18 protein-coding genes and 1 pseudogene are annotated in these 19,484 nt (G+C 42.7%); 11 read left to right on the top strand and 8 right to left on the bottom strand.

The genetic code is table 11. From position 1 onward, the window contains the following. Positions 1 to 138: 138 nt before the first annotated feature. Positions 139 to 1,695 (bottom strand): T9SS type A sorting domain-containing protein, encoded by a 1,557-nt coding sequence (locus IPJ86_05755; protein MBK7886814.1) that lies wholly within the window; start codon positions 1,693 to 1,695, stop codon positions 139 to 141. A gap of 323 nt (positions 1,696 to 2,018) precedes the next feature. On the opposite strand from IPJ86_05755, the gene IPJ86_05750 reads away from it, so the two are divergent. The 8 genes from IPJ86_05750 (at position 2,019) to IPJ86_05715 (ending at position 9,695) form a co-directional block, all read left to right on the top strand. Further along, positions 2,019 to 2,624 carry a sigma-70 family RNA polymerase sigma factor gene (locus tag IPJ86_05750; GenBank protein MBK7886813.1) on the top strand — a complete coding sequence of 202 codons (606 nt, stop codon included), beginning with the start codon at positions 2,019 to 2,021 and terminating at the stop codon, positions 2,622 to 2,624. A gap of 21 nt (positions 2,625 to 2,645) precedes the next feature. Further along, positions 2,646 to 3,320, top strand: coding sequence for a hypothetical protein (locus IPJ86_05745; protein ID MBK7886812.1), 675 nt, complete (start codon positions 2,646 to 2,648; stop codon positions 3,318 to 3,320). Between the two features lie 452 nt (positions 3,321 to 3,772). Continuing rightward, complete coding sequence (locus tag IPJ86_05740; GenBank protein MBK7886811.1) at positions 3,773 to 5,632, top strand: tetratricopeptide repeat protein; 1,860 nt, start codon at positions 3,773 to 3,775, stop codon at positions 5,630 to 5,632. A 139-nt stretch (positions 5,633 to 5,771) separates the two neighbouring features. After that, on the top strand, positions 5,772 to 5,918 hold the full coding sequence (locus IPJ86_05735; protein MBK7886810.1) for a hypothetical protein: 147 nt from the start codon (positions 5,772 to 5,774) through the stop codon (positions 5,916 to 5,918). 140 nt (positions 5,919 to 6,058) lie between these two features. Further along, the gene (locus tag IPJ86_05730) at positions 6,059 to 6,919 is read left to right on the top strand and encodes an alpha/beta hydrolase (protein ID MBK7886809.1); all 861 of its coding nucleotides are present in this window, start codon (positions 6,059 to 6,061) and stop codon (positions 6,917 to 6,919) included. A 379-nt stretch (positions 6,920 to 7,298) separates the two neighbouring features. After that, on the top strand, positions 7,299 to 7,913 hold the full coding sequence (locus IPJ86_05725; protein ID MBK7886808.1) for a hypothetical protein: 615 nt from the start codon (positions 7,299 to 7,301) through the stop codon (positions 7,911 to 7,913). Between the two features lie 12 nt (positions 7,914 to 7,925). Continuing rightward, positions 7,926 to 9,362 carry an NADP-dependent isocitrate dehydrogenase gene (locus IPJ86_05720; GenBank protein ID MBK7886807.1) on the top strand — a complete coding sequence of 479 codons (1,437 nt, stop codon included), beginning with the start codon at positions 7,926 to 7,928 and terminating at the stop codon, positions 9,360 to 9,362. An 18-nt stretch (positions 9,363 to 9,380) separates the two neighbouring features. Continuing rightward, entirely contained in the window at positions 9,381 to 9,695 is a 315-nt protein-coding gene (locus IPJ86_05715) for a hypothetical protein (protein ID MBK7886806.1), read from the top strand. Between the two features lie 276 nt (positions 9,696 to 9,971). Here the strand turns inward: IPJ86_05715 and IPJ86_05710 are convergent, their stop codons facing one another. After that, entirely contained in the window at positions 9,972 to 11,177 is a 1,206-nt protein-coding gene (locus IPJ86_05710; GenBank protein ID MBK7886805.1) for a beta-lactamase family protein, read from the bottom strand. 216 nt (positions 11,178 to 11,393) lie between these two features. On the opposite strand from IPJ86_05710, the pseudogene IPJ86_05705 reads away from it, so the two are divergent. The 3 genes and pseudogenes from IPJ86_05705 to IPJ86_05695 all read left to right on the top strand — a co-directional run bounded on the left by IPJ86_05705 (position 11,394) and on the right by IPJ86_05695 (position 13,587). Beyond that, a pseudogene (locus tag IPJ86_05705) lies at positions 11,394 to 11,807 on the top strand (GxxExxY protein). A gap of 607 nt (positions 11,808 to 12,414) precedes the next feature. Beyond that, positions 12,415 to 12,972 (top strand): NAD(P)H-dependent oxidoreductase, encoded by a 558-nt coding sequence (locus IPJ86_05700; GenBank protein MBK7886804.1) that lies wholly within the window; start codon positions 12,415 to 12,417, stop codon positions 12,970 to 12,972. Positions 12,973 to 13,188: 216 nt separating this feature from the next. Continuing rightward, positions 13,189 to 13,587, top strand: a complete 399-nt coding sequence (locus IPJ86_05695; GenBank protein ID MBK7886803.1) for a GxxExxY protein — start codon at positions 13,189 to 13,191, stop codon at positions 13,585 to 13,587. 272 nt (positions 13,588 to 13,859) lie between these two features. Here IPJ86_05695 and IPJ86_05690 read toward each other — a convergent pair whose 3' ends face one another. The 6 genes from IPJ86_05690 to IPJ86_05665 all read right to left on the bottom strand — a co-directional run bounded on the left by IPJ86_05690 (position 13,860) and on the right by IPJ86_05665 (position 19,462). After that, the gene (locus tag IPJ86_05690; protein ID MBK7886802.1) at positions 13,860 to 15,239 is read right to left on the bottom strand and encodes a YHYH protein; all 1,380 of its coding nucleotides are present in this window, start codon (positions 15,237 to 15,239) and stop codon (positions 13,860 to 13,862) included. 79 nt (positions 15,240 to 15,318) lie between these two features. After that, positions 15,319 to 16,713, bottom strand: a complete 1,395-nt coding sequence (locus tag IPJ86_05685) for a YHYH protein (GenBank protein MBK7886801.1) — start codon at positions 16,711 to 16,713, stop codon at positions 15,319 to 15,321. 301 nt (positions 16,714 to 17,014) lie between these two features. After that, entirely contained in the window at positions 17,015 to 18,067 is a 1,053-nt protein-coding gene (locus tag IPJ86_05680) for a c-type cytochrome (protein MBK7886800.1), read from the bottom strand. Next, positions 18,064 to 18,753: a hypothetical protein gene (locus IPJ86_05675; protein ID MBK7886799.1), complete on the bottom strand. Its 690-nt coding sequence runs from the start codon at positions 18,751 to 18,753 to the stop codon at positions 18,064 to 18,066. The genes IPJ86_05680 and IPJ86_05675 overlap by 4 nt, the downstream gene beginning before the upstream one ends. Further along, positions 18,753 to 19,205 (bottom strand): hypothetical protein, encoded by a 453-nt coding sequence (locus IPJ86_05670; GenBank protein ID MBK7886798.1) that lies wholly within the window; start codon positions 19,203 to 19,205, stop codon positions 18,753 to 18,755. Before IPJ86_05670 ends, IPJ86_05675 begins: the two co-directional genes overlap by 1 nt. Then, complete coding sequence (locus tag IPJ86_05665; GenBank protein MBK7886797.1) at positions 19,202 to 19,462, bottom strand: hypothetical protein; 261 nt, start codon at positions 19,460 to 19,462, stop codon at positions 19,202 to 19,204. The genes IPJ86_05670 and IPJ86_05665 overlap by 4 nt, the downstream gene beginning before the upstream one ends. Between the last annotated feature and the right edge of the window lie 22 nt (positions 19,463 to 19,484).

Raw genomic sequence — 19,484 nt, 5'->3', positions numbered from 1 at the left:
GAATTTATTTTCCCATATTAATCTTAAACTTAAACTGTAAGGTCAAGAGTTTTAATGGGTCAATGTTCATCTTGTTATAACAAAGAGATCGCCTCTGAGTTTAGTCAGAAACGATCTCTTTTTAATTCCTGAATTATTTTATTCCACAATCAATTTTGTGAACTTCTCCATTCCATCTTCAAGAACTGCCTGCAACAGGTAGATTCCTTTAGGAAATGCAGAAATATCAAATTGATAGTAAGCGGTATTGGGCATCACCGTTGTGATCATCTTACCTTCGAGAGAAACCACATTGATTTGCTGGATGTTTACCCCATCTGCAGAAATATTTACCAGGGATGTTGCAGGATTAGGATAAGCGGATAAAGCGGAAATCGATGTGGATTCATCTGATGACTGCAGACGCTGACCGGAGGCGGTAAGCTTTACGATCCAATAATCAGCATTTCCTTTGTTATTATTCAGGTCACCATCATCCGACTCGGAATCACCAACCACCACTTGTGATCCATCAGCAGTAACATCAATTCCGTATCCGAAATCGTTGTCAAAACCTCCCAGACTTTTTTCCCAGTCCAGATTGCCGGTCGATTTTATGACTTTAATAACCCAGAAATCATGTCCCCCTTTATGACCGGTCACATCTCCGCCGTCTGACTCTGTTTTACCCACAACAACCACAGCGCCGTCTGTTGTTTCTCTTACAAAACGAGCATTGTCATTCGCTTCTCCGCCATATGTTTTTGACCAGAGCACACTTCCACTGCCTCTCAGGGTCATCACCCAGAAATCATCACCACCGGCATTGTCGGGAACATGACCATTATTTGATTCAGTTTCTCCAACTACTACAAAATTTCCATTGGAGATTTGCGTTATCGAATAGGCGTTATCGTTGGCCGTTCCACCATACGTATTTTTCCAGCGAACATTACCATTCGGGCGAAGACGAAGCACCCAGAAATCATAACCGCCATTGTTATTCGTTATATCGTAGTCGTTAGATGTCGTTTCTCCTGCAACGATAATACTGCCATCGGAACATTCCTGTACACTCTTCGCACTTTCATCAGCAGATCCACCGTAATTTTTCTCCCAGACAAGATTTCCCGTTGCTGAAAGTTTGGTGATCCAGTAGTCATATCCGCCTTTGTTGTTATCAATATCACCGGTTGACGATTTTGACTCACCTGCCACTACGTATCCGCCTGCAGCGAGTTCATCAATAGAATATGCTGCATCATCATCAGATCCACCAAGATTCTTTTTCCATGTAATTGTTCCGCTGGAATTCAATTTTACAATCCACATATCGAAACCACCCTTTGCGTTGGTTACCTGACCATCGGAAGAATTAGAAGTCCCGGCGAGGATGTACCCGCCATCGGCAGTTTGCTGAACAGCATAACAACGGTCGTCACCACTTCCGCCAAAGGTCCTTTTCCATTGAATCGTACCTGCACTGTTGAGTTTTAATACCCAATAATCTTCGCCACCGCGATAACCGGTTACATCACCATTGTTGGATAGGGTATATCCGGCAACGATGTATCCACCATCGGTAGTTTGTTTTGTTGACATCGCACGATCGGCGTTGTTGCCACCATAGTTCTTTTGCCACTGAATGCCGGGCTGCGCTTGTGAAATCATATGACTGCTCATCAGCAGTACAAGTGAATAGATTAACTTTTTCATTTTGTTTGTTTGATATTTTTAATTGTTTGTTTTCTGAATCTTTAATTGATGATTTTGATATTCGAATAGTATTAACCGGTTACCCCTATAATTGCAGCGTTATTAAATGGTAAGTGATGCTAAATAAAATAACATTATATATTCTCTTAAACAATTGTATAACAGTCTATTAATTTACAGCTTTACTTTTATTTTATTTTTCATCCTTACTATTGCTTCCTTCATGTATTGTCAATGCATTTTGATCGGAAATCGATTTTAAGGGAAATAATTCGCCTTCCTCGAAATAAATTTTTCAACTTTGCCTTACTTAACTCCCCCTTATGGATTCTACCAGTGATCAGCGATACGATGCAAAAAAGAATTTTGGATTGTCTCCTGATGCGTTTAATGAACATCTTGAAAAATTGCGTAGGGGTGATGAAATGTTATTTGAAATTATTTTCAAGTCGCATTTTGAAATGTGCAGGTCATTTCTTGTGCGGAAGATGGGCGCAGGAAATGATGTCGCGTATGATATTACACTGGAAACGCTCATGAAATTCAGAAAGAATCTTCTTATAGGGAAAATTCAGTATGGAAACATGGCGGCGCTCTTTACCATTGATGCAAGGAATAATTATCTGAGATGGCGTGAAAAGGAAACCCGATATGATGAAGTATCAGTGGAAAGTCAGGAACAAGTGCTTACAGATGAAACGGATGACACCAGCCTGAATATGGAACGTGTGCAAAACCTGAAACGTGCCTTGTTGAATATCGGAAAAGACTGTTATGAATTATTAAACTGGCATTATTATTTAAAAATGACATTAAGAACCATCGCCGAAAGCAGGTTTCAACGAGGAGATGATAAGTTCGTCAATGAGGCATCTGTAAAAACAAAAGTAGCGGAATGCCGGAAAAAATTAAGAACCCTGTTGAGTTAACAATTTAAATCAATTATACAAATGGAGACATTATTTCCGGATGATAAACGCGAAGAGCAACATCTCTACAAGGCTTTTGAATTGATAGAAACTGAAAGGGTGATAGATCTATTGCGAAAAAATGGTATTCATCGTGAAGGGAAAGTCATTCAGCATGACTTCCGAAAGCAGCATGTCAAGTGGTGGATGGCCGCTGCTATTTTATTAATTGCAGTTTCTTCTTATTTTATTTATATAAATATAGGTCTACCGGATACACAACGGTTGGCGGATAATTCCTTATCAACAGTTGTGTCTGACTATAATTTTACGGTGAGGAATACCGACTTGTCCCAGCAACTGGTGGAAATACAAAAGGCCATCAATAACGGGCAATGGGATGCAGCCGAGTTGCAATTAGACGATGCTTTTGCTACAACTGCAGTAAACGACACCATGGCTCTCATGAATATTTATTTTTATAAAGGCATTGTGGAGATGCAACAGCAAAATTACAACGATGCTATTGTAAATTTTACAGAAGTGGTTAATTATCCAACCGGATCCTTGCAAAGAGATGCTACCTGGTTACGCGGATTGGCGTATATTAAAAATAATAATTTTGAAGCAGCCCGGGAAGATTTAAACCGGATAGCTCAAATAAAAGGGTGGATTAAAGCGAAGGAAGCAAGAAAAATTTTAAAATCCATGAGGTAGAGATCTTGGGCAGATGTAGATTTAATTGGTTATTACGAAATGCGAATATTTGCGAAAATACGAAACCTGACGGCAGGCAAGCAGGTGCGAAAATCCGAAATCCGATACTACAAATGGGCTAATTTGCCGGTCTCCGAAGTCGATGCCTATGTCCGAAATTTTGAACTTTGTTGGGAATAGTGTGGGGAAGTGATAAGGAGAAGCAGACCCTATTTTTAATGGAAAATTTGAAAGGAATGACTTGGAATTCACTTTTTTTAATATTTTTGACTATACTATATTTTGCAGTGATGGAAACCTACCCCAATAACGATTCTAAGCTGGGGAAGAAGATCGAGTATATGCTGAGAAATTCATAAGTATAGGACTTGTTTAGAATGCTGCAAAAATGCGCGCTATCTTTAGTGGCGAGTTCTACTTTAGTAAGCAAGCAACAAAAAAACGATTGCACCATGAAAAGTCTTTTAGCATTTATTATTTTAATTTCTTCTGCCGCCAATTTAGTTGCACAAAGTTATGGCCGGAACCGGTTGGATTCATTGCTAGGCGAGCTTCCCAAAGCCAGCGTGGATACCCACAAGGTATTTCTGATGGCGCAGATCTCCTATTCGTATAGTACTATTCTGCCCGATTCCGGACTTATCTATGGCACTAAGGCCATTGAACTGGCGAAACAAATCAATTGGGAAAAAGGGATTGGCAACTCCTATTATTTCAGAGGTGCTAATTATCTCAATATGTCTATGCTGCCGGAAAGTCTGGATGATTATCTGAATGCGAGGAAGTATTTTGAAAAGGCGGGAGATCTTGGAAAGTTGGCCGGGACACTGAGTAATATTGGTGCGGTGTATGCTTATCAGGGTAAGGAAGAGAAGGCACTGGAATATTTTTTAAAGGCCCTTGACATTAACAGAAAGCATTTTCCGGGAGGCGATTTTGAAGCCGCTAACCTGGGAAATATCGGTGTCATCTATTATAATCGCAATGACCTTGAGAGGGCCCTCGATTTTCAATTACAGGCTTTGAATATTTATAAAAAGAAAAACCGTGTCGCTTTGATTCCCCATTCCGAGGTAAGTATCGCCGGAGTTTATATCGGCATGAAGAATTATGAGGAAGCCTTGAAATATAGTCAACAGGCACTGGATGCAGCAAGAGATTTGGGCGATGAAAGCGTGATGGCGAATAGTTATGCCTATATAGGAACTGCGATCTTGCATATTGTAACGCAAAACAATCAAAAACTTCTGGATAGTTTGTATCGTGGTAATAAGGAGGCTGCCCTGAATGAAGCAAGGTCAATTCTTGACAGCGCATTGACTAAAATTGAGATGCTGGGTGATAAGATTCAATTGGCAACAGTATATACTTCCTTGATTGAATTGGAAGAGTACAGAGGCAATTATAAGCAAGCGTTGGCCTATTTAAAAATTTACAAAGCCAGCGATGACTCACTTTTCACTTCCGACAATAACGATAAGATTTTACAGTCGGCGATGCAATATGAATTTGAAAAGAAGGAAGCGACCGCCAGACTCGAGCAGGAAAAGAAGGATGCTATTCAGAAAAATATCCGCAATGCCATCGCCGGCGGATTGATAGGAACGTCTTTCTTTTTATTGATAGTTTATCGTCAGCGGAATAAAATTTCGAAAGAAAAAGCACGTAGCGAAGAACTGTTGTTGAACATTTTACCGTCAGAAGTAGCTCAGGAACTAAAAACGAAGGGTAGTGCCGATGCCCGCCAGTTTGATCAGGTTACGGTCATGTTCACGGATTTCAAAGGCTTTACGCAAATTTCAGAACGACTCACTCCGGCGGAATTAGTAGCAGAGATCCATACCTGTTTCAAAGCCTTTGATAATATCATTACCAAATACAATATCGAAAAAATTAAAACCATTGGTGATGCGTACATGTGTGCAGGAGGATTACCGGTGGCCAACACTACACATGCGACAGATGTTGTGAGTGCGGCATTGGAAATACAGCAGTTTATGAAAAACCATCTGCAGCAACGAAAGCAGGAAAACAAAGAAGGTTTCGAAATACGAATAGGCATTCATACCGGAACGGTTGTAGCCGGAATTGTAGGCGTTAAAAAATTCGCTTATGATATTTGGGGAGATACGGTCAACCTTGCCTCGCGCATAGAATCTTCCGGTGAAGCGGGAAAAGTAAACATCAGCAGCAGTACCTATGCATGGGTGAAAGATAAATTCCATTGTGTTCATCGCGGGAAAATAGAAGCGAAGAATAAGGGTGAGATAGATATGTACTTTGTGGAGGGAAGAAACAGAGCGGGGCTGTAGTAAGGACAGGTCGCGACCTGTCCTTACTACAGTTGACTTTTATTTCTTAATTTAGAAACAGTTTTGCAGAAGGTAAATACTTCCGGCAGATAATGGGAGACAGGAAATAATCAATTCATTATTCATAAAAATTACGAAAATGAAAAATCCACATACACTGGATGACGATGGATTTGTTGCTGTTTCGTTGCTTGTTCTCAAAGATATTTTTAAAAGATGTTCCCATTACGGACCGGATGCTTTGATGCCGCAGCGGGGAGATTTATACCCTCGATGTTTGGAGTGATAAGGAGGGAGATATGCTTTTGTTTATGTCGATGGAAAGGTGGATAATTTTAACGGGGCGGAGCGAAAGAAACGTTAGGTTGGAGGCATTTCTGATGATATTCATATCTTCCTTATTTTCACAAAAACTATAAAATGAAAATGAGATATTTCCCGATTTACAAGGTAATTCTTCTGACTGCCATTTTGTTAATTCCTTCTTTTGCTAAGTCTCAGTCCCTGTCCAATGAACCGTTGTACGGGAACAATCCCTCGCATGGTCAATCTCTCCTCCTCAATGGCGCTAAACAATATTTTGAAGTATACGGACAAGGGGAACCGCTGGTACTCATTCATGGCAATGGTGGAAATATTGGTTATATGAAGCCACAGATCAAATTCTTTGCAAGGAAATACAAGGTAATAGTGATGGACTGCCGAGGAAGAGGAAATAGTGAATTGGGAAGCGACAGCCTGACGTACATGCAAATCACAAAAGATGTCAACGATATATTGACGCATTTGAAAATTGATTCGGCTTATGTTGTAGGTCGGAGCGACGGTGGAATTATTGCATTGTTGATGGGCATTTATTATCCGGAGAAAGTAAAGAAGATTGTTGCCTTTGCTGCAAATCTCACTCCGGATACTCTGGCACTTTATCCTTCTTTCCTGAACGAGGTGAAACGTGATAGAAGGCAAGCGGACGAGATGCTTTTAAAAAAGGACAGTACTCAAAACTGGAAAATTTTGCAACAGCGCAACCGTATGATGGAATTTCAACCACAAATCTCTGCAGGTGATTTACAAAAGATCAAGTGCCCCGTATTGGTGATGTCAACCGACAGGGATATTATACAGGAAGAACACACCGTTTATATTTACAGGAATATCCCTCGTGCCAACCTTTCTATTCTGGCTGGAGAAAGCCACTATGTCACTATGAACAATCCGGACCTGTTTAATACCACCGTGCAGAAGTATTTAGACAGTAGTTTCGCCGGAGAGGAAATGAGAAAGTGATACAGAGCGGGAAACAGAAACAGAGCGAGGGACAGAAACAGAGCGAGAAACAGAAACAGAGCGAGGATGTAGCCACAGGCCGTAGAGACAAAGCGGGAAACAGAAACAGGGCGTGTAGCAACAGATCGTGACCAATCGAAAAACGCACGTGCATATATTTAAGCCACATTGCTATTTCATTAAAATATTTTATAGATTACATTATAAATATAAATAAAAAGTTATAAATATTTTTCTTCAATTTTGCACGGAAATTCTTGGGCACCTACATGTAAGTTATCGGAAGGTGAAAAGCCCGGGTCAATAGAAACCGGGGATTCCGATTGAAATAAACAAATGCAGTATTCGCGTGTTTATCAAGGCAACCAGGCAAATTAATATGAAAACAAAATTTATTTTACCATTGTTGAAATTATGGATCATCGGGTTGATCCTATCAATAAACCATTCGGCTTTCGCTCAAAACGTGGTCCCTTCTAACGCTTTTGTAGAAACCTGTTACAATAAAGTGGATTGTTACAGAATAAGCAATTCAGCATTTATATTTAAGAATAATATCACCGGAGAGTTTTTACTACAGGTTGATTTTAGTAAATTTAAAATTGGAAACGATACGCTGGACGATTGGTTAAATGATCTGTCCAAAACGTATTTCGTTTTTGATGGTCAGCTAAGCCCCGCGGATATCATCAGTATTAATAATAATAGTTCAAGGCCATGTGTGGTGAATGGTACCTTGCACTTCAACGGATACACAAAGCCGTATCGTCTTGAATTGAGCTTTTTCAGAAGTTCAGGTACGGGAACCATCACCAGTAACAACATGCCCAATTATGTGGACAGACCTACTGTGAGCATGCAAATTGCTTTCCATGCCAAAGATTTTCATATAGGAAACCGTAGCCATCATTATAAAAAAACAATTCGATTAGCTGTATCTCGAGGATATGTTAACGATTGGAGCCCTGAAGTAAATGCAATTATAAAACACTAAATATATACAGCAATGACTAAAATAACAGTAGCAAAAGGCGACGGCATCGGTCCTGAAATCATGGACGCGACTTTGAAAATAATTCTGGCGGCGGGAGCTCAAATTGAAATCGAAGAAATTGAAGTGGGAGAAAAAGTGTACCTCGCCGGTAATACTTCAGGTATCGCGGCAGAGTCCTGGGAAACGATCAGGAGGAACAAAGTGTTTTTAAAGGCTCCTATTACCACTCCGCAGGGGGGAGGATACAAGAGTCTGAATGTGACCACACGGAAGTTTCTTGGTCTTTATTCCAATGTAAGGCCATGCAGGAGTTTGCATCCTTTTGTAAGCACCAAGCACCCGATCATGGATATTGTTATCATAAGAGAGAATGAAGAAGATTTGTATGCAGGTATTGAGCACCAGCAAACGGATGAAGTGGTACAGTGTTTAAAACTGATCAGCAGACCGGGTTGTGAGAAGATTGTCCGTTATGCTTTTGAATACGCAAAGCAGCAAAACCGTAAAAAGGTAACCTGCTTTACAAAAGACAATATCATGAAGCAAACGGATGGATTGTTTCACCAGATATTTGATGAAATTGCAAAAGAGTATCCTGAAATTGAAAATGAACATTGGATCATTGATATCGGAGCTGCTAAAATGGCGGACACTCCCGAGGCATTTGATGTTATTGTAATGCCTAACCTCTACGGAGATGTATTAAGTGATGTAGCTGCTCAGATAACCGGCTCTGTGGGGCTGGCGGGGTCAGCCAATATTGGTGAGGAATGCTCCATGTTCGAAGCCATACATGGTTCTGCGCCCCGAAGAGCAGGACAAAATGTAGCCAACCCATCCGGTTTATTGCAGGGTGCTGTTATGATGCTTAATCATCTTGGTCAGACAGGCGTGGCTGAAAAAGTGCAGAATGCCTGGTTAAGAACACTGGAAGAGGGTATTCATACCTATGATATTTATAAGGAAGGAACGAGTAAACAAAAGGTAGGTACAGAAGAATTTGCAACAGCCGTAATAAATAATCTGGGTAAAAAGCCTTCTATTCTAAAACCGGTTTCATACAGTAATAATGCAGCGTTGGTATTGCCTAAATATAAACGTAAACCGGCTGCTATAAAAGAATTAGTGGGAGCGGACATCTTTGTTCATTGGAGCGGGACGAACCCCAACGAATTGGCAGAGAAAGTAAAGAAGATTGAAAGCAATGGCGTAAAACTATCCATGATTACAAATAGAGGTATCAAGGTATGGCCGGATGGCTTTAAAGAAACTTTCTGCACCGACCATTGGAGATGTCGTTTTAAGCCGGAGGCCGGTGCTAAAATAAACAAGGAAACGATCATTGAACTTCTGAAAAATACCATCAATGAAAACATTGATACCATAAAAACAGAAAATCTCTATTCGTTTGATGGTAAAGCAGCCTTCTCGCTGGGTCAGGGCCAATAACGAGATGCCAGGCACAATATGGTAAATATCATCATTTATTTAAAGAAAACATACAATGCAAAGGAAGTGGTAAGAGAGCTGCTTGCGGAAAAGTTAATTGCTTCCGCATCCATTGATGAAAATAACATTTCATACAAAATGGAAAACGGAGTGCTAATTGAAGAATTGTCCAGTGTTATCACTGCGCAATCAAAGTCGCTCTTATTTTCGGATATAGTAAAGGCATTGCAAAGTAAATTTGGAGAAGAAATCCCTATTATTTCTACACCAATTGTAGGCTCCACAAGGGTCTTCGAAGAAAATATCATTTCGCAACATACACTGCTCGTTTAAGGTATGGGTTTTTTTTTTTGGTTGGTGGGTGCACCAATTTTTTGTATGTTCCCCCTTCTTTTTCTTTTTTTTGGGGGGGCGGTGAGGCGGGGCGGGGAACGGGCCCCGGGCGCGCTTCCGGGGGGGGCCCGCCCGCGCGGCGGAGCGATACAGACAGGGCGAGGTTACAGTAAGGACAGGCCGCGGACTTGATGAGGAACAGGACGGCGAGGTTACACTAAGCAGGTCGCATCATGCCATCCACCGCACGATCCGGTGACAGGTCGCGACCTGTCATTACATCATCATCATGCCATCCACCGCACGATCAAGTTTCTTTTTCAGCTCCAGATACATTTCGTGCCGGCCGGAAGATTTTATGTTGAGGGTGAGGAGTACGGCGCAGTATTTCCGTTGATAGTCGACGACAGGAAAACTGCCGAAAAGTCCGGGACTGGTGATCACATTGCTCTTCCTTCCGCCACCTGCACCATCCATCGCCCAAACACCAAAACCATAGCCCCAATACCGTGCTTCAGCAGGTGTATATTGGTTCTTCACACCTGTTCCCACTCTGTTTATGCAAAGAGAATCGATCAATGGAGGGCGTATTAATTGCTGTGGTCCGTAGACACCTTTCTGTAACATCATCACTAAAAAATGCAGATAGTCGTTAGCTGTACTGCGAACACCTCCCGCCGCAACAGGCACCACTTGTTTTCCGAAATCGGTGGAGGACATTTCAAGCGGTCGTGTTAATCTTTCTTTAAACAGTACTGCATAAGGCTTCCTCCCGATTTTTTCACAGACGGCCGCGATGAGTTGCAATCCGGAATTTCCATAGTGAAAGGATTTACCGGACGCCCCTTCCATCGGCAATGCAGCGATATTTTCTACTGCTTCCTCCATGCTATTCCAGTTTTGAGATGCACGAATGCCCTTTAATATCGGAGGATCTTTGATACCGGTAGTATGTGAGAGGCATTGCCACATCCGAATATTTCCCTTGCCTTGTTTTGTCATTACCGGAAGAAATTTTCCTATGCTGTCATCAAGGGTCACAAGTCCTTCTTCTACAAAGGTCAGGAAGAGTGCTGCGCTGAGCCATTTGCTGCTGCTGGCGATGGGGAGATAGGTATCGGGTGTAAAGGGTGAGATGGATTCTTCAGGGGTGAGACCAAGCTGTTTTCCCAGCCAGAGGCTCCTTTTCTCCTGACGCGGACTCATCGCATTTACTGATTTTGAATAGATGATTTTCCCGTCTTTATACACTAACAGTACCGCACGTCCGCCCAATTTGGTGAGATGAATGTTCATCCAGTCGGTGACGGGGAAGAAGGAAGACTGAGCAAAGGCGGGTTGTAGGAGAAAGATTGAAAGCGTGATGGTGAGCAGTAGGCAGACCCGATGAGATGACTTTTTGATATGTCGTTTTGCCGGGAGTAAAATCCCATTAGAAAAATGAAATGCTTTATTCTTAAAAAATAGTCGTCGTGTTTTCATGATTCGAGGTACTTCATTTTTGAATTCAGTGCATCGGTGAGAAATAGCATACAGGGTATTGAAAGCAAATTTAGGTTATTTCAAATAGAAACATCGGTTTTACATTATCTAAGCAATTGTATTCGTTTAACTGACGAGTAAATTTTCTTTCATATCTATATTTGGGGGCCGCAGAATCCTGAACGCGGATTACACGGATTTAATGGATTTACGCAGATGGAATTGCAGCATGAACAATTGACAGGAAATATTATTAATGCCTTTTATAAAGTATAAAATACTTTGGGTGCAGGATTTTTGGAGAAAGATTATGAGAACGCCTTGTTATTGGAGTTGAGAAACCGTGGAATTAAATGCAAACCTCAGCAACATGTTAAGGTGCATTATGAAGGCTTTCAAGTGGGCTTTTACATTGCGGATATAATTGTAGAAGATATACTTATTATAGAAATTAAAGCTGCAGAAAGCATATGCGAACAACATGAATATCAACTCATCAATTATTTAAGAGCGACAGACCTTCAACTTGGCCTATTACTTAACTTTGGAAAATCACCACAATTCAAACGAAAAATTGTATACATAAATCCGCGAAAATTTAAAGAATCTGTGTCATCCGTGTTCCCATAAATCAAATTGTGATGAATCAGTCATTTTTTCTCTTAGAATTCCGGATTGATATAGAGGGCTCGGATATCAAAATAAGCAATGGTGCCCGGCAAATGGCAGCATGCCAATGTGTGAATTATGTAATCCAATTTATGAATGTTGTAACACATGATAAAAAATCAATACCCATCTTTGAGCCGTGGAAAAGTATATCCTTTTGATCAATTGAATAGTATTCATCCTAAGGATAACGGAATGAAATAGAGTAATCAGGCTTATTTATGAGGAGAAAGGCATATACACAGGTGCTTGAATTTGCCGAAGTAAATAACTCATGCTGATAATGTAAACGGTGAATAAAAGCATTAAATAAACTTTTTTAAACCGTTTGCATTATCAGTTTGAAATTTTATAGCGAAGTCTTTGACGGTTTGTCAGATTAGCAAAACAGGCATCAGAAACATGGATATTTCCTAATCTTCCATCCATGACCAACGAAAGGGTAGACGAGTTTGTAACCTGTTAATCGAAAGGGGCTTCGCTTTTTAAAATTTGAATGTAAATGGATGGCAAAGTGTAAGGGGGAATACGTGAATACAAAATGTGAAGAATAATAATTTTAGTTTAAATGAATAAAATAGCCATCATATTGGGCAGCACTCGTCCGAACCGAAATGGAGAAGCTGTGGCCAAATGGGTCAATGAAATTGCGAGCCATCGCAACGATACAAAGTTTGAATTGGTAGATATAAAGGATTTTAATCTTCCACTTTTGGACGAACCGATACCGGCAATGCAGGGCCAGTATTCTAAAGAACATACGAAGAAGTGGGCCGCAACGATTGCTTCGTTTGATGCCTTTATTTTTGTCACACCGGAATACAATCATGGTATTCCCGGTGCGCTTAAAAACGCTATTGATTTTTTATATAGAGAATGGAATAACAAAGCCGCGGGATTCATCAGCTACGGAAGTACGGGCGGAACAAGGTCTGTAGAACAATTGCGTTTGGTCATGGGAGAGCTTATGGTGGCTGATGTTCGTGAACAGGTCGTCCTTTCGTTGGGTACTGATTTCATCAACTACAACGAGTTTAAGCCGAATCAAGTTCACGAGAAGGAAGTCAACACCTTGCTTGATCAGGTTATCGCCTGGGGTGCGGCGATGAAAACGCTGCGGGTATAAGCTGACTTTTTGGAGTTTTTAAACTTACTATCTGTTACCCCTATTTTAAATCAGGATGTCTCATAAAAGAGGCTATTCGTGCTGTTGTGTATATCGAAATCCGAGACCTAAGCAATTGTATTCGTTTAACGGACGAGTAAATTTTCTTTTAGATCTATATTTGTCGGGCCGCAGAATTCTGAACGCGGATTACACGGATTTAATGGATTTACGCAGATGGAATTGCAGCATGAACAATTGACAGGAAATATTATTAATGCCTTTTATAAAGTTTACAATACTTTGGGTGCTGGATTTTTGGAAAAAGTTTATGAAAACGCTTTGTTATTGGAGCTAAGGAACAGAGGAATTAAGTGCATGCCTCAGCAACAAGTAAAAGTACATTATGAAGGCTTGCAAGTGGGTTTTTACGTTGCCGACATAATTGTAGAAGATATACTTATTATAGAAATTAAAGCTGCAGAAAGCATATGCGAACAACATGAATATCAACTCATCAATTATTTAAGAGCGACCGACCTTCAACTTGGCCTGTTACTTAACTTTGGAAAATCACCACAATTCAAAAGAAAAATTGTATCCTCAATACCGCGAAAATTAAAAGAATCCGTGTAATCTGCGCTTCCATACATCATTTTGAAATCGACGCTTCTATTCATCATTTTGTATAAAACAGGAACGCGGATGAAACTGATTTAAAGGATTTACGCGGATGGAATTAGGGCATAAGGAATTTACGGGATAAATATTTAGTTCATTGGCCAAAAAATCCGCGATAATCAAAAGAATCCGTGTAATCCGCGTTCCTGTTTAGACTTTTTTTGGGAATACCGTCATTTTTTCGATCGACCTTCAAGTTATTATTGTGAAGAGGATTGATATACTGTTTATCTTGATACACTAATTTTTCGTGTCACGATATTCCCATCGCTGTTTAGACGAACGATGTATTCGCCGTTGTAGAGCGTGCGGATATCAAAGTAGGTAATGGTGCTTCCGGGATGGATGGATGTTGTGTTGATCAGCTTTCCTGTCATATCAAAGAGTTCAACGGATACCTCGCTGCGGTTGATGTCGTTGATTTGGATGGCGATGAATTCACCGGAAGGATTTGGGAATATTGTCACCTGACTGAAGCGCGGATCATTGTTTTCAATAGACGAAGTGGAAGGAGTATAAACAGTCACGGGCTCGGTAATGGACGTGACTTTCGCGGCGGTCTTCACACCGTAAAATGTCGGGCCTACTGCATAGGGATACGCCGAGTTCCAGTTGGCATCTACCGTGCAGAAGTAGGCATACGTGCCTCCCGGATATTCAGGCGTGACACAGAAGCGGCCGTTATGTTCATCGAGGTAATCGGGAGTGGAAGGCGTTGGTGCCACATAACCGTAATCTTCTCTGAAATAACCCAGGGGATAGGTCGTACTCACATTTGGTCCTGACGTTACTGCAGTACCGTTATAATGGGTATTGCGTACCGTAATGTTTCTTAAACTATAGCTCGACTTCATGCGCACGATTCCGCCACCACCTGTCGTGTTGTAATAACCATAAGCACCGTAGATTGGAAAGCCATCATACGCATAGCCGATCAGCGGAGAATGTTGTGTACTGTCGATCGTGTAAAGTCCGTCAGCGTCGTAAAGATTACAGATCGTTGAAAGGACAGATAGGTCGAGTTTAAAGGCGCTGGGGTTTTGGTGATGGTGGTAGTTGCCCATAGCAGGATGTCCCTTGGAGCAATCAAATCCGAGTCGCTCCGCCACGATGGCATCTCTGTTCCAGTCCATGTTGGCATTAGGTCCTCCCGGGCAAGGTGGATTTCCCGGACCTCCGCACAAGGCATTGGTGTTGGCATTCCAGGCTACTCCATCGCGGTAATCAAAGAGAGCGACACCATTGACAAAGATGCCGATATTTCCGCCGGAGGTAGCGGTGGGCGTACCCGTGTTTTGCACCGGGAGACGTGGTATTTTAAAGATCGCATCCTGATTGGTGGCCAGGGAGGGATTACCATCGAGGAAGGGACCTGTGGGATAGGCCGGTAATCCCTTTGTACGTACATACACCCAATTGGCAGAATACAAAACAGTTTGTACGTTGGCAGAGTCAGCATCCACAATCACATTGGAGTTGCCGTTTACGTAGTGGCTGGCCGTTAGTCCGGTACTGTTTATCAGCCATGCACTAAGCTCCGGATTTTGTGCCTGGGTAGTACTACCGGAAATGGCAAGTAGTAGCGCGTAAATTAGTTTTCTGGTCATTTTATTGTTGTGGCTTTTCTGTGTTTTTTGTTCGTTAAGGAATAGAGGAAATATTGTTTTGGCTTTTCTCTGTGTCAGATTAATAGGGTTCAAAGTAATAGGTGTTGTTTAATGCCGTCAGCGTTACCGGTTTTTTACTCCAGGTTTCCAGTGAATTTCTATGTTTGACTACAATGTAATAGGAACTTCCGGTAAAGGTATAGGGAATGGAAAGACCGGCAATTCCGGCAGTGGATAAAAGGGCGGTCGTGGTATGTAATACGGCATAGGGACTCACGGTACTGCGTAACTGAACAGTTATCGTATCTGCGTTGCCGTTACCCACTACGCTGTTCATGACATTGTTGGCCATATAGGGTCCCTGAAGGTACAAGCGGAGCTGGAAGGAAGCGGTAGATGGCGCAGTATAGGTGGTGACCGTCTCAGTAATGGAGGTCACTTTTAATCCTGTTTTCGTCCCGTAAAATGTAGGTCCGACCCCATAGGGATAGGCGGAGTTCTGATTATTGTCGACGGTGCAGAAGTAAGCATAGATGCCCGCGGGGTATTCGGGGGTGATGCAGAAGCGGCCGTTGTGCTCATCCAGATAATCCGGTGTGGTGGCAGAGCCATCGGGGCCGTAATCTTCGCGGAAATAACCCAGCGGATAGGTGGTGCTCACAGGTGGACCTGCTGTCACCGGTACTCCGTTATAGTTCGTTGTGCGCACGGTGATATTGCGCAGCTTCCATTTTGATTTCATCCGGCTGATGCCACCGGTGCCGTTGGTATTGTAATAGCCATAGGCTCCATAAATGGGAAATCCATCATAGGCAAATCCAATCAGAGGCGAGTGACGGGTAGAATCCATCACATACAACCCATCCGCGTTGTACAAGTTGCAAATGGTAGAGATGACCTGCTGATCCATCTTAAATGCAGATGGGTTCTGGTGATGATGATAATTTCCCATAGCAGGATGACCTTTGGAGCAATCGAAGCCGGCTTTTTCCGCCACTACGGCATCTCTGTTCCACACTCCATCTCCTGTACCTCCCAGCGGACCACCGGCCAGACTATTCGTTGAATTCTTCCATGAAACACCGTCCCTATAGTCGAAGAGGGCAACACCATTGATGAAAATACCGATGTTTCCTGCGGTGGTATTTACAGGAGTTCCGGTATTCTGTACCGGGTTGCGGGAGATTTTGAAGATGGCATTTTGGTTGGTGGCGAGAGAGGGGTTCCCATCGAGGAAGGGTCCGGTGGTGTAGGAAGGCAGCCCCTTTGTGCGTACATAGACCCAGTTGGCGGAGTAGCGTACGGTTTGCACATTGGCGGAGTCGGCATCTGCAATGGCAGTGCTGTTTCCGTTTACATAATGACTGGCCTTCTTTCCGTTGGTATTGATGAGCCAGGAAGTGATCACCGGTGCCTGAGAAAATACGCTGAGCCCTTGCAGCAATAGGATGAAGAGGAGATAACGTTTGTTCATGTAGATGGGCTGTCGGATAGGTTACTTATTTCCTTAGACGTTTGCTACGTTCTGATTCCTTCGTTGCCGGGTCAATTATTTTTTCGGGTAGGGGACGGTTCAAAACGCAAATGGATTTTTTCATGAGAATAAAATTCTGATAGGCCGCTGATTTTTTATGATTATTATGATTTGTTATGATAAACCGCTGCGATCGCTGCGTTTTAAATAAGAATATAGAAGAGCATGTTATTTTTCATTGGGATAAGGCATAACTTTTCTATTGTTCCGGCTATCATAAACTATTTACCGGATAACGTAGTTATTTCCTAAAACGTTCCGATTCCTTCGTTGCCTGTTCAATTATTTTTTTCGGGTAGGCGAAATCGGGATTAAATAAGAAGTTTTTATCGGTCAGGGTGAGAAGGAAGGCCAGAAGGTCGACGCGGTCGGCAGGTGTTAGGGGAAGAGGGAGGGAAAGTTTAGGATTGTTTTGTGGGAGAGATGATGCGCTTGTACTGTAATGTTTCAGGACAGCGGTCAGATTCATGAATCTTCCGTCATGCATGTAGGGGTAGGAGACTTCTATATTGCGTAATGTGGGCACCTTGAAATGGAGTGAATCTTTTGGATCGCCGGTAATTTTCATTCTGCCGCTATCGTTCAGTTTCGGATCAGCAGGCAGACCATTGTATGCGAATTCATCATTGGTGAACAGCGGCTCTGCATGACAACCCGAACAATGTTGCTGATACAAACGGTAGCCCTTTTTTTCCTGTAAAGTAAATTGTGTCTTCCCTTGCATCACACTATCGTATTTCGATTGAGCACTTACCAGCACCAACATAAATTTGGCAATGGCCTTCAATGTGCGTTCACCGGTGACCAATGTATCGCCGAAAGCCTTTTTATACAGTACGCGGTACATGCCATTGCTTTGGAGTTTCTGGGTCAGATGCTGCAATTCTTCCCCCATCTCCGCAGGATGAGCTATGGGAGCGAGGGCTTGCAGGTCGAGGTGATGAACAGCCCCATCCCACATCAATGATTTCTTCCAGGCGAGATTCATCAATGCCGGCGCATTGCGGGTGCCGATGCTGTCGTGGATGCAGTGACTGAGGGCGTGGTCGGTATGCGCGAAGGCGGTGTAGGAAGAATGGCAGGAGGAACAGGAGGTGCTGCTGTCGGCGGAGAGGATGGGATCGTAAAACAACACGCGACCTAGAGCAATCTTTGAAGCGGTTAATGGATTTTCACTGAAATCGCAGTGCGGCTGTGGCCAGGAAGGGGGTGCAACAAACAGCGGCATCTCCCTGCTGCGAAACGCGACCAGCAAGAACAGGATGAATGCGGCGAGGAGAAATTGTTTGCTCATTTCACAGAAGAGGGGAACATCGTCGCCGTTATCTTTGATAATTGCATCGCCTCTTTTCCGGGAGACATAATATGATCCGGGAAAGAAGCGTCTGTTTGAGAGAATATGTGTTCTATGTCGATCGGGATCTCAATATATTTTTTGTTCGGAATTTCGATTTCTACTGTTTGCAATGTATTAAAGGGAGCACGGTATCCGCCGAGATGGTATTGAAACGATGTGCTGTCGGACGGATAATGACCTTCCAGTTTCAGATTGATATAGCCACTCAGCCAGGTCCAGTACATGCCCTGCATCGGATCGAGGCAACCGCCCTGCACTCCTGCACTGTTGGTGATGCTATCTATTCCGAGAAAGAATTGCAGCGAAGAAGCCTGAAAATTTGTTGAAAGCTGCGGAGAGATGGTTAAGCTGTTTGTATCCTGAATATTTATCAGATGAAAACTCTTTTTTTCCCTGATGATTTTGTTCTTCTCGTTCTTCAATGCCATTCCTGAAATATAGAATTTCAATGTAGAGATGCAGACGGTTTTGTTGTTGTGCGAAAGGAGATAACAACTATCCGGAAAAATTTCTTTTCCCCCGATAACCGGTTTAAAGCGAAAGGTCCACTGTGCGGTAGCCGTGGAGGAGGAGCCAAGAAATGCGAGGGTGAACGCAACCGTAAGAGCGAATACTTTACGCATCACTTTTTTTCTTTATCCGCATGTGGAGGAGCGAAGATGGCTGCGATATCCTGCGTGAGCGAATGGAATTTCTCTTCCTGTTCGGGAGTGCAGAGGGCCTGAATATCCTGAAAATGGCTGTAGTGCAATTTCTCGATTTCCTGCTGCTTCATCCCCATCAGCACCACCAATGAATCGGTATTTATCTTCCCTTCCCCGGAAGAGAGCGTGCCATAGAGTGCATTTTTCAATTGACGGAACTCCCCGTTGTATTGCTTCACCATCGCCCGGTGTTGTTGAATCAGCACATCGTACTTTTTAATTTGCTCCTCATCCAAACCCAGTCGTTCGATTACTGCTTTGCGGGGCCGGTCGCGGGGATGCACACCGTTACCCGACATTTTCCAGAGCAGGAAAATATTTACTGCCAGCAGGACAATAGTGGCTATCGTAAAGAAGCGCAGTTTATTCATTTGTAGAGGTCGTTATCGTTAGAAAGTTGCATGCCGCGCACCAGTTGTTTCGCATCGCTGATGGCATCATTGCGGTGGATCAGGGTTGAGATATTGACCACCAGCACGAGCAGAAAACAGCCAAGGACCAGTTTTCCTGTGGTGCCGGTAAAAGACATTTTTTTCTCTGATTCGATGCGATGAACGATACGCTCGTACATTCCGGAGGGAATGGATGCCGGTTGTACCTGATTCAGAAAGTCGAGAGGTTGATTCATTTCTTTGTTAGACGTATTTCGG

It is taken from the genome of Bacteroidota bacterium, from assembly GCA_016713925.1.
GTDB lineage: Bacteria > Bacteroidota > Bacteroidia > AKYH767-A > OLB10 > JAJTFW01.
The sequence above is the reverse complement of the archived record's forward strand: the minus strand, read 5'-3'. Positions and strand labels throughout refer to the sequence as shown.

Bases quoted from the DNA above. Each gene is read 5' to 3' on its own strand.
- IPJ86_05690 (MBK7886802.1), bottom strand. From the start codon at position 15,239: ATGACCAGAAAACTAATTTACGCGCTACTACTTGCCATTTCCGGTAGT.
- IPJ86_05755 (MBK7886814.1), bottom strand. From the start codon at position 1,695: ATGAAAAAGTTAATCTATTCACTTGTACTGCTGATGAGCAGTCATATG.
- IPJ86_05735 (MBK7886810.1), top strand. From the start codon at position 5,772: ATGAAAAATCCACATACACTGGATGACGATGGATTTGTTGCTGTTTCG.
- IPJ86_05750 (MBK7886813.1), top strand. From the start codon at position 2,019: ATGGATTCTACCAGTGATCAGCGATACGATGCAAAAAAGAATTTTGGA.
- IPJ86_05670 (MBK7886798.1), bottom strand. From the start codon at position 19,205: ATGAATAAACTGCGCTTCTTTACGATAGCCACTATTGTCCTGCTGGCA.
- IPJ86_05725 (MBK7886808.1), top strand. From the start codon at position 7,299: ATGAAAACAAAATTTATTTTACCATTGTTGAAATTATGGATCATCGGG.
- IPJ86_05745 (MBK7886812.1), top strand. From the start codon at position 2,646: ATGGAGACATTATTTCCGGATGATAAACGCGAAGAGCAACATCTCTAC.
- IPJ86_05695 (MBK7886803.1), top strand. From the start codon at position 13,189: ATGGAATTGCAGCATGAACAATTGACAGGAAATATTATTAATGCCTTT.
- IPJ86_05710 (MBK7886805.1), bottom strand. From the start codon at position 11,177: ATGAAAACACGACGACTATTTTTTAAGAATAAAGCATTTCATTTTTCT.
- IPJ86_05685 (MBK7886801.1), bottom strand. From the start codon at position 16,713: ATGAACAAACGTTATCTCCTCTTCATCCTATTGCTGCAAGGGCTCAGC.
- IPJ86_05680 (MBK7886800.1), bottom strand. From the start codon at position 18,067: ATGAGCAAACAATTTCTCCTCGCCGCATTCATCCTGTTCTTGCTGGTC.
- IPJ86_05740 (MBK7886811.1), top strand. From the start codon at position 3,773: ATGAAAAGTCTTTTAGCATTTATTATTTTAATTTCTTCTGCCGCCAAT.
- IPJ86_05700 (MBK7886804.1), top strand. From the start codon at position 12,415: ATGAATAAAATAGCCATCATATTGGGCAGCACTCGTCCGAACCGAAAT.
- IPJ86_05665 (MBK7886797.1), bottom strand. From the start codon at position 19,462: ATGAATCAACCTCTCGACTTTCTGAATCAGGTACAACCGGCATCCATT.
- IPJ86_05675 (MBK7886799.1), bottom strand. From the start codon at position 18,753: ATGCGTAAAGTATTCGCTCTTACGGTTGCGTTCACCCTCGCATTTCTT.
- IPJ86_05715 (MBK7886806.1), top strand. From the start codon at position 9,381: ATGGTAAATATCATCATTTATTTAAAGAAAACATACAATGCAAAGGAA.
- IPJ86_05720 (MBK7886807.1), top strand. From the start codon at position 7,926: ATGACTAAAATAACAGTAGCAAAAGGCGACGGCATCGGTCCTGAAATC.
- IPJ86_05730 (MBK7886809.1), top strand. From the start codon at position 6,059: ATGAGATATTTCCCGATTTACAAGGTAATTCTTCTGACTGCCATTTTG.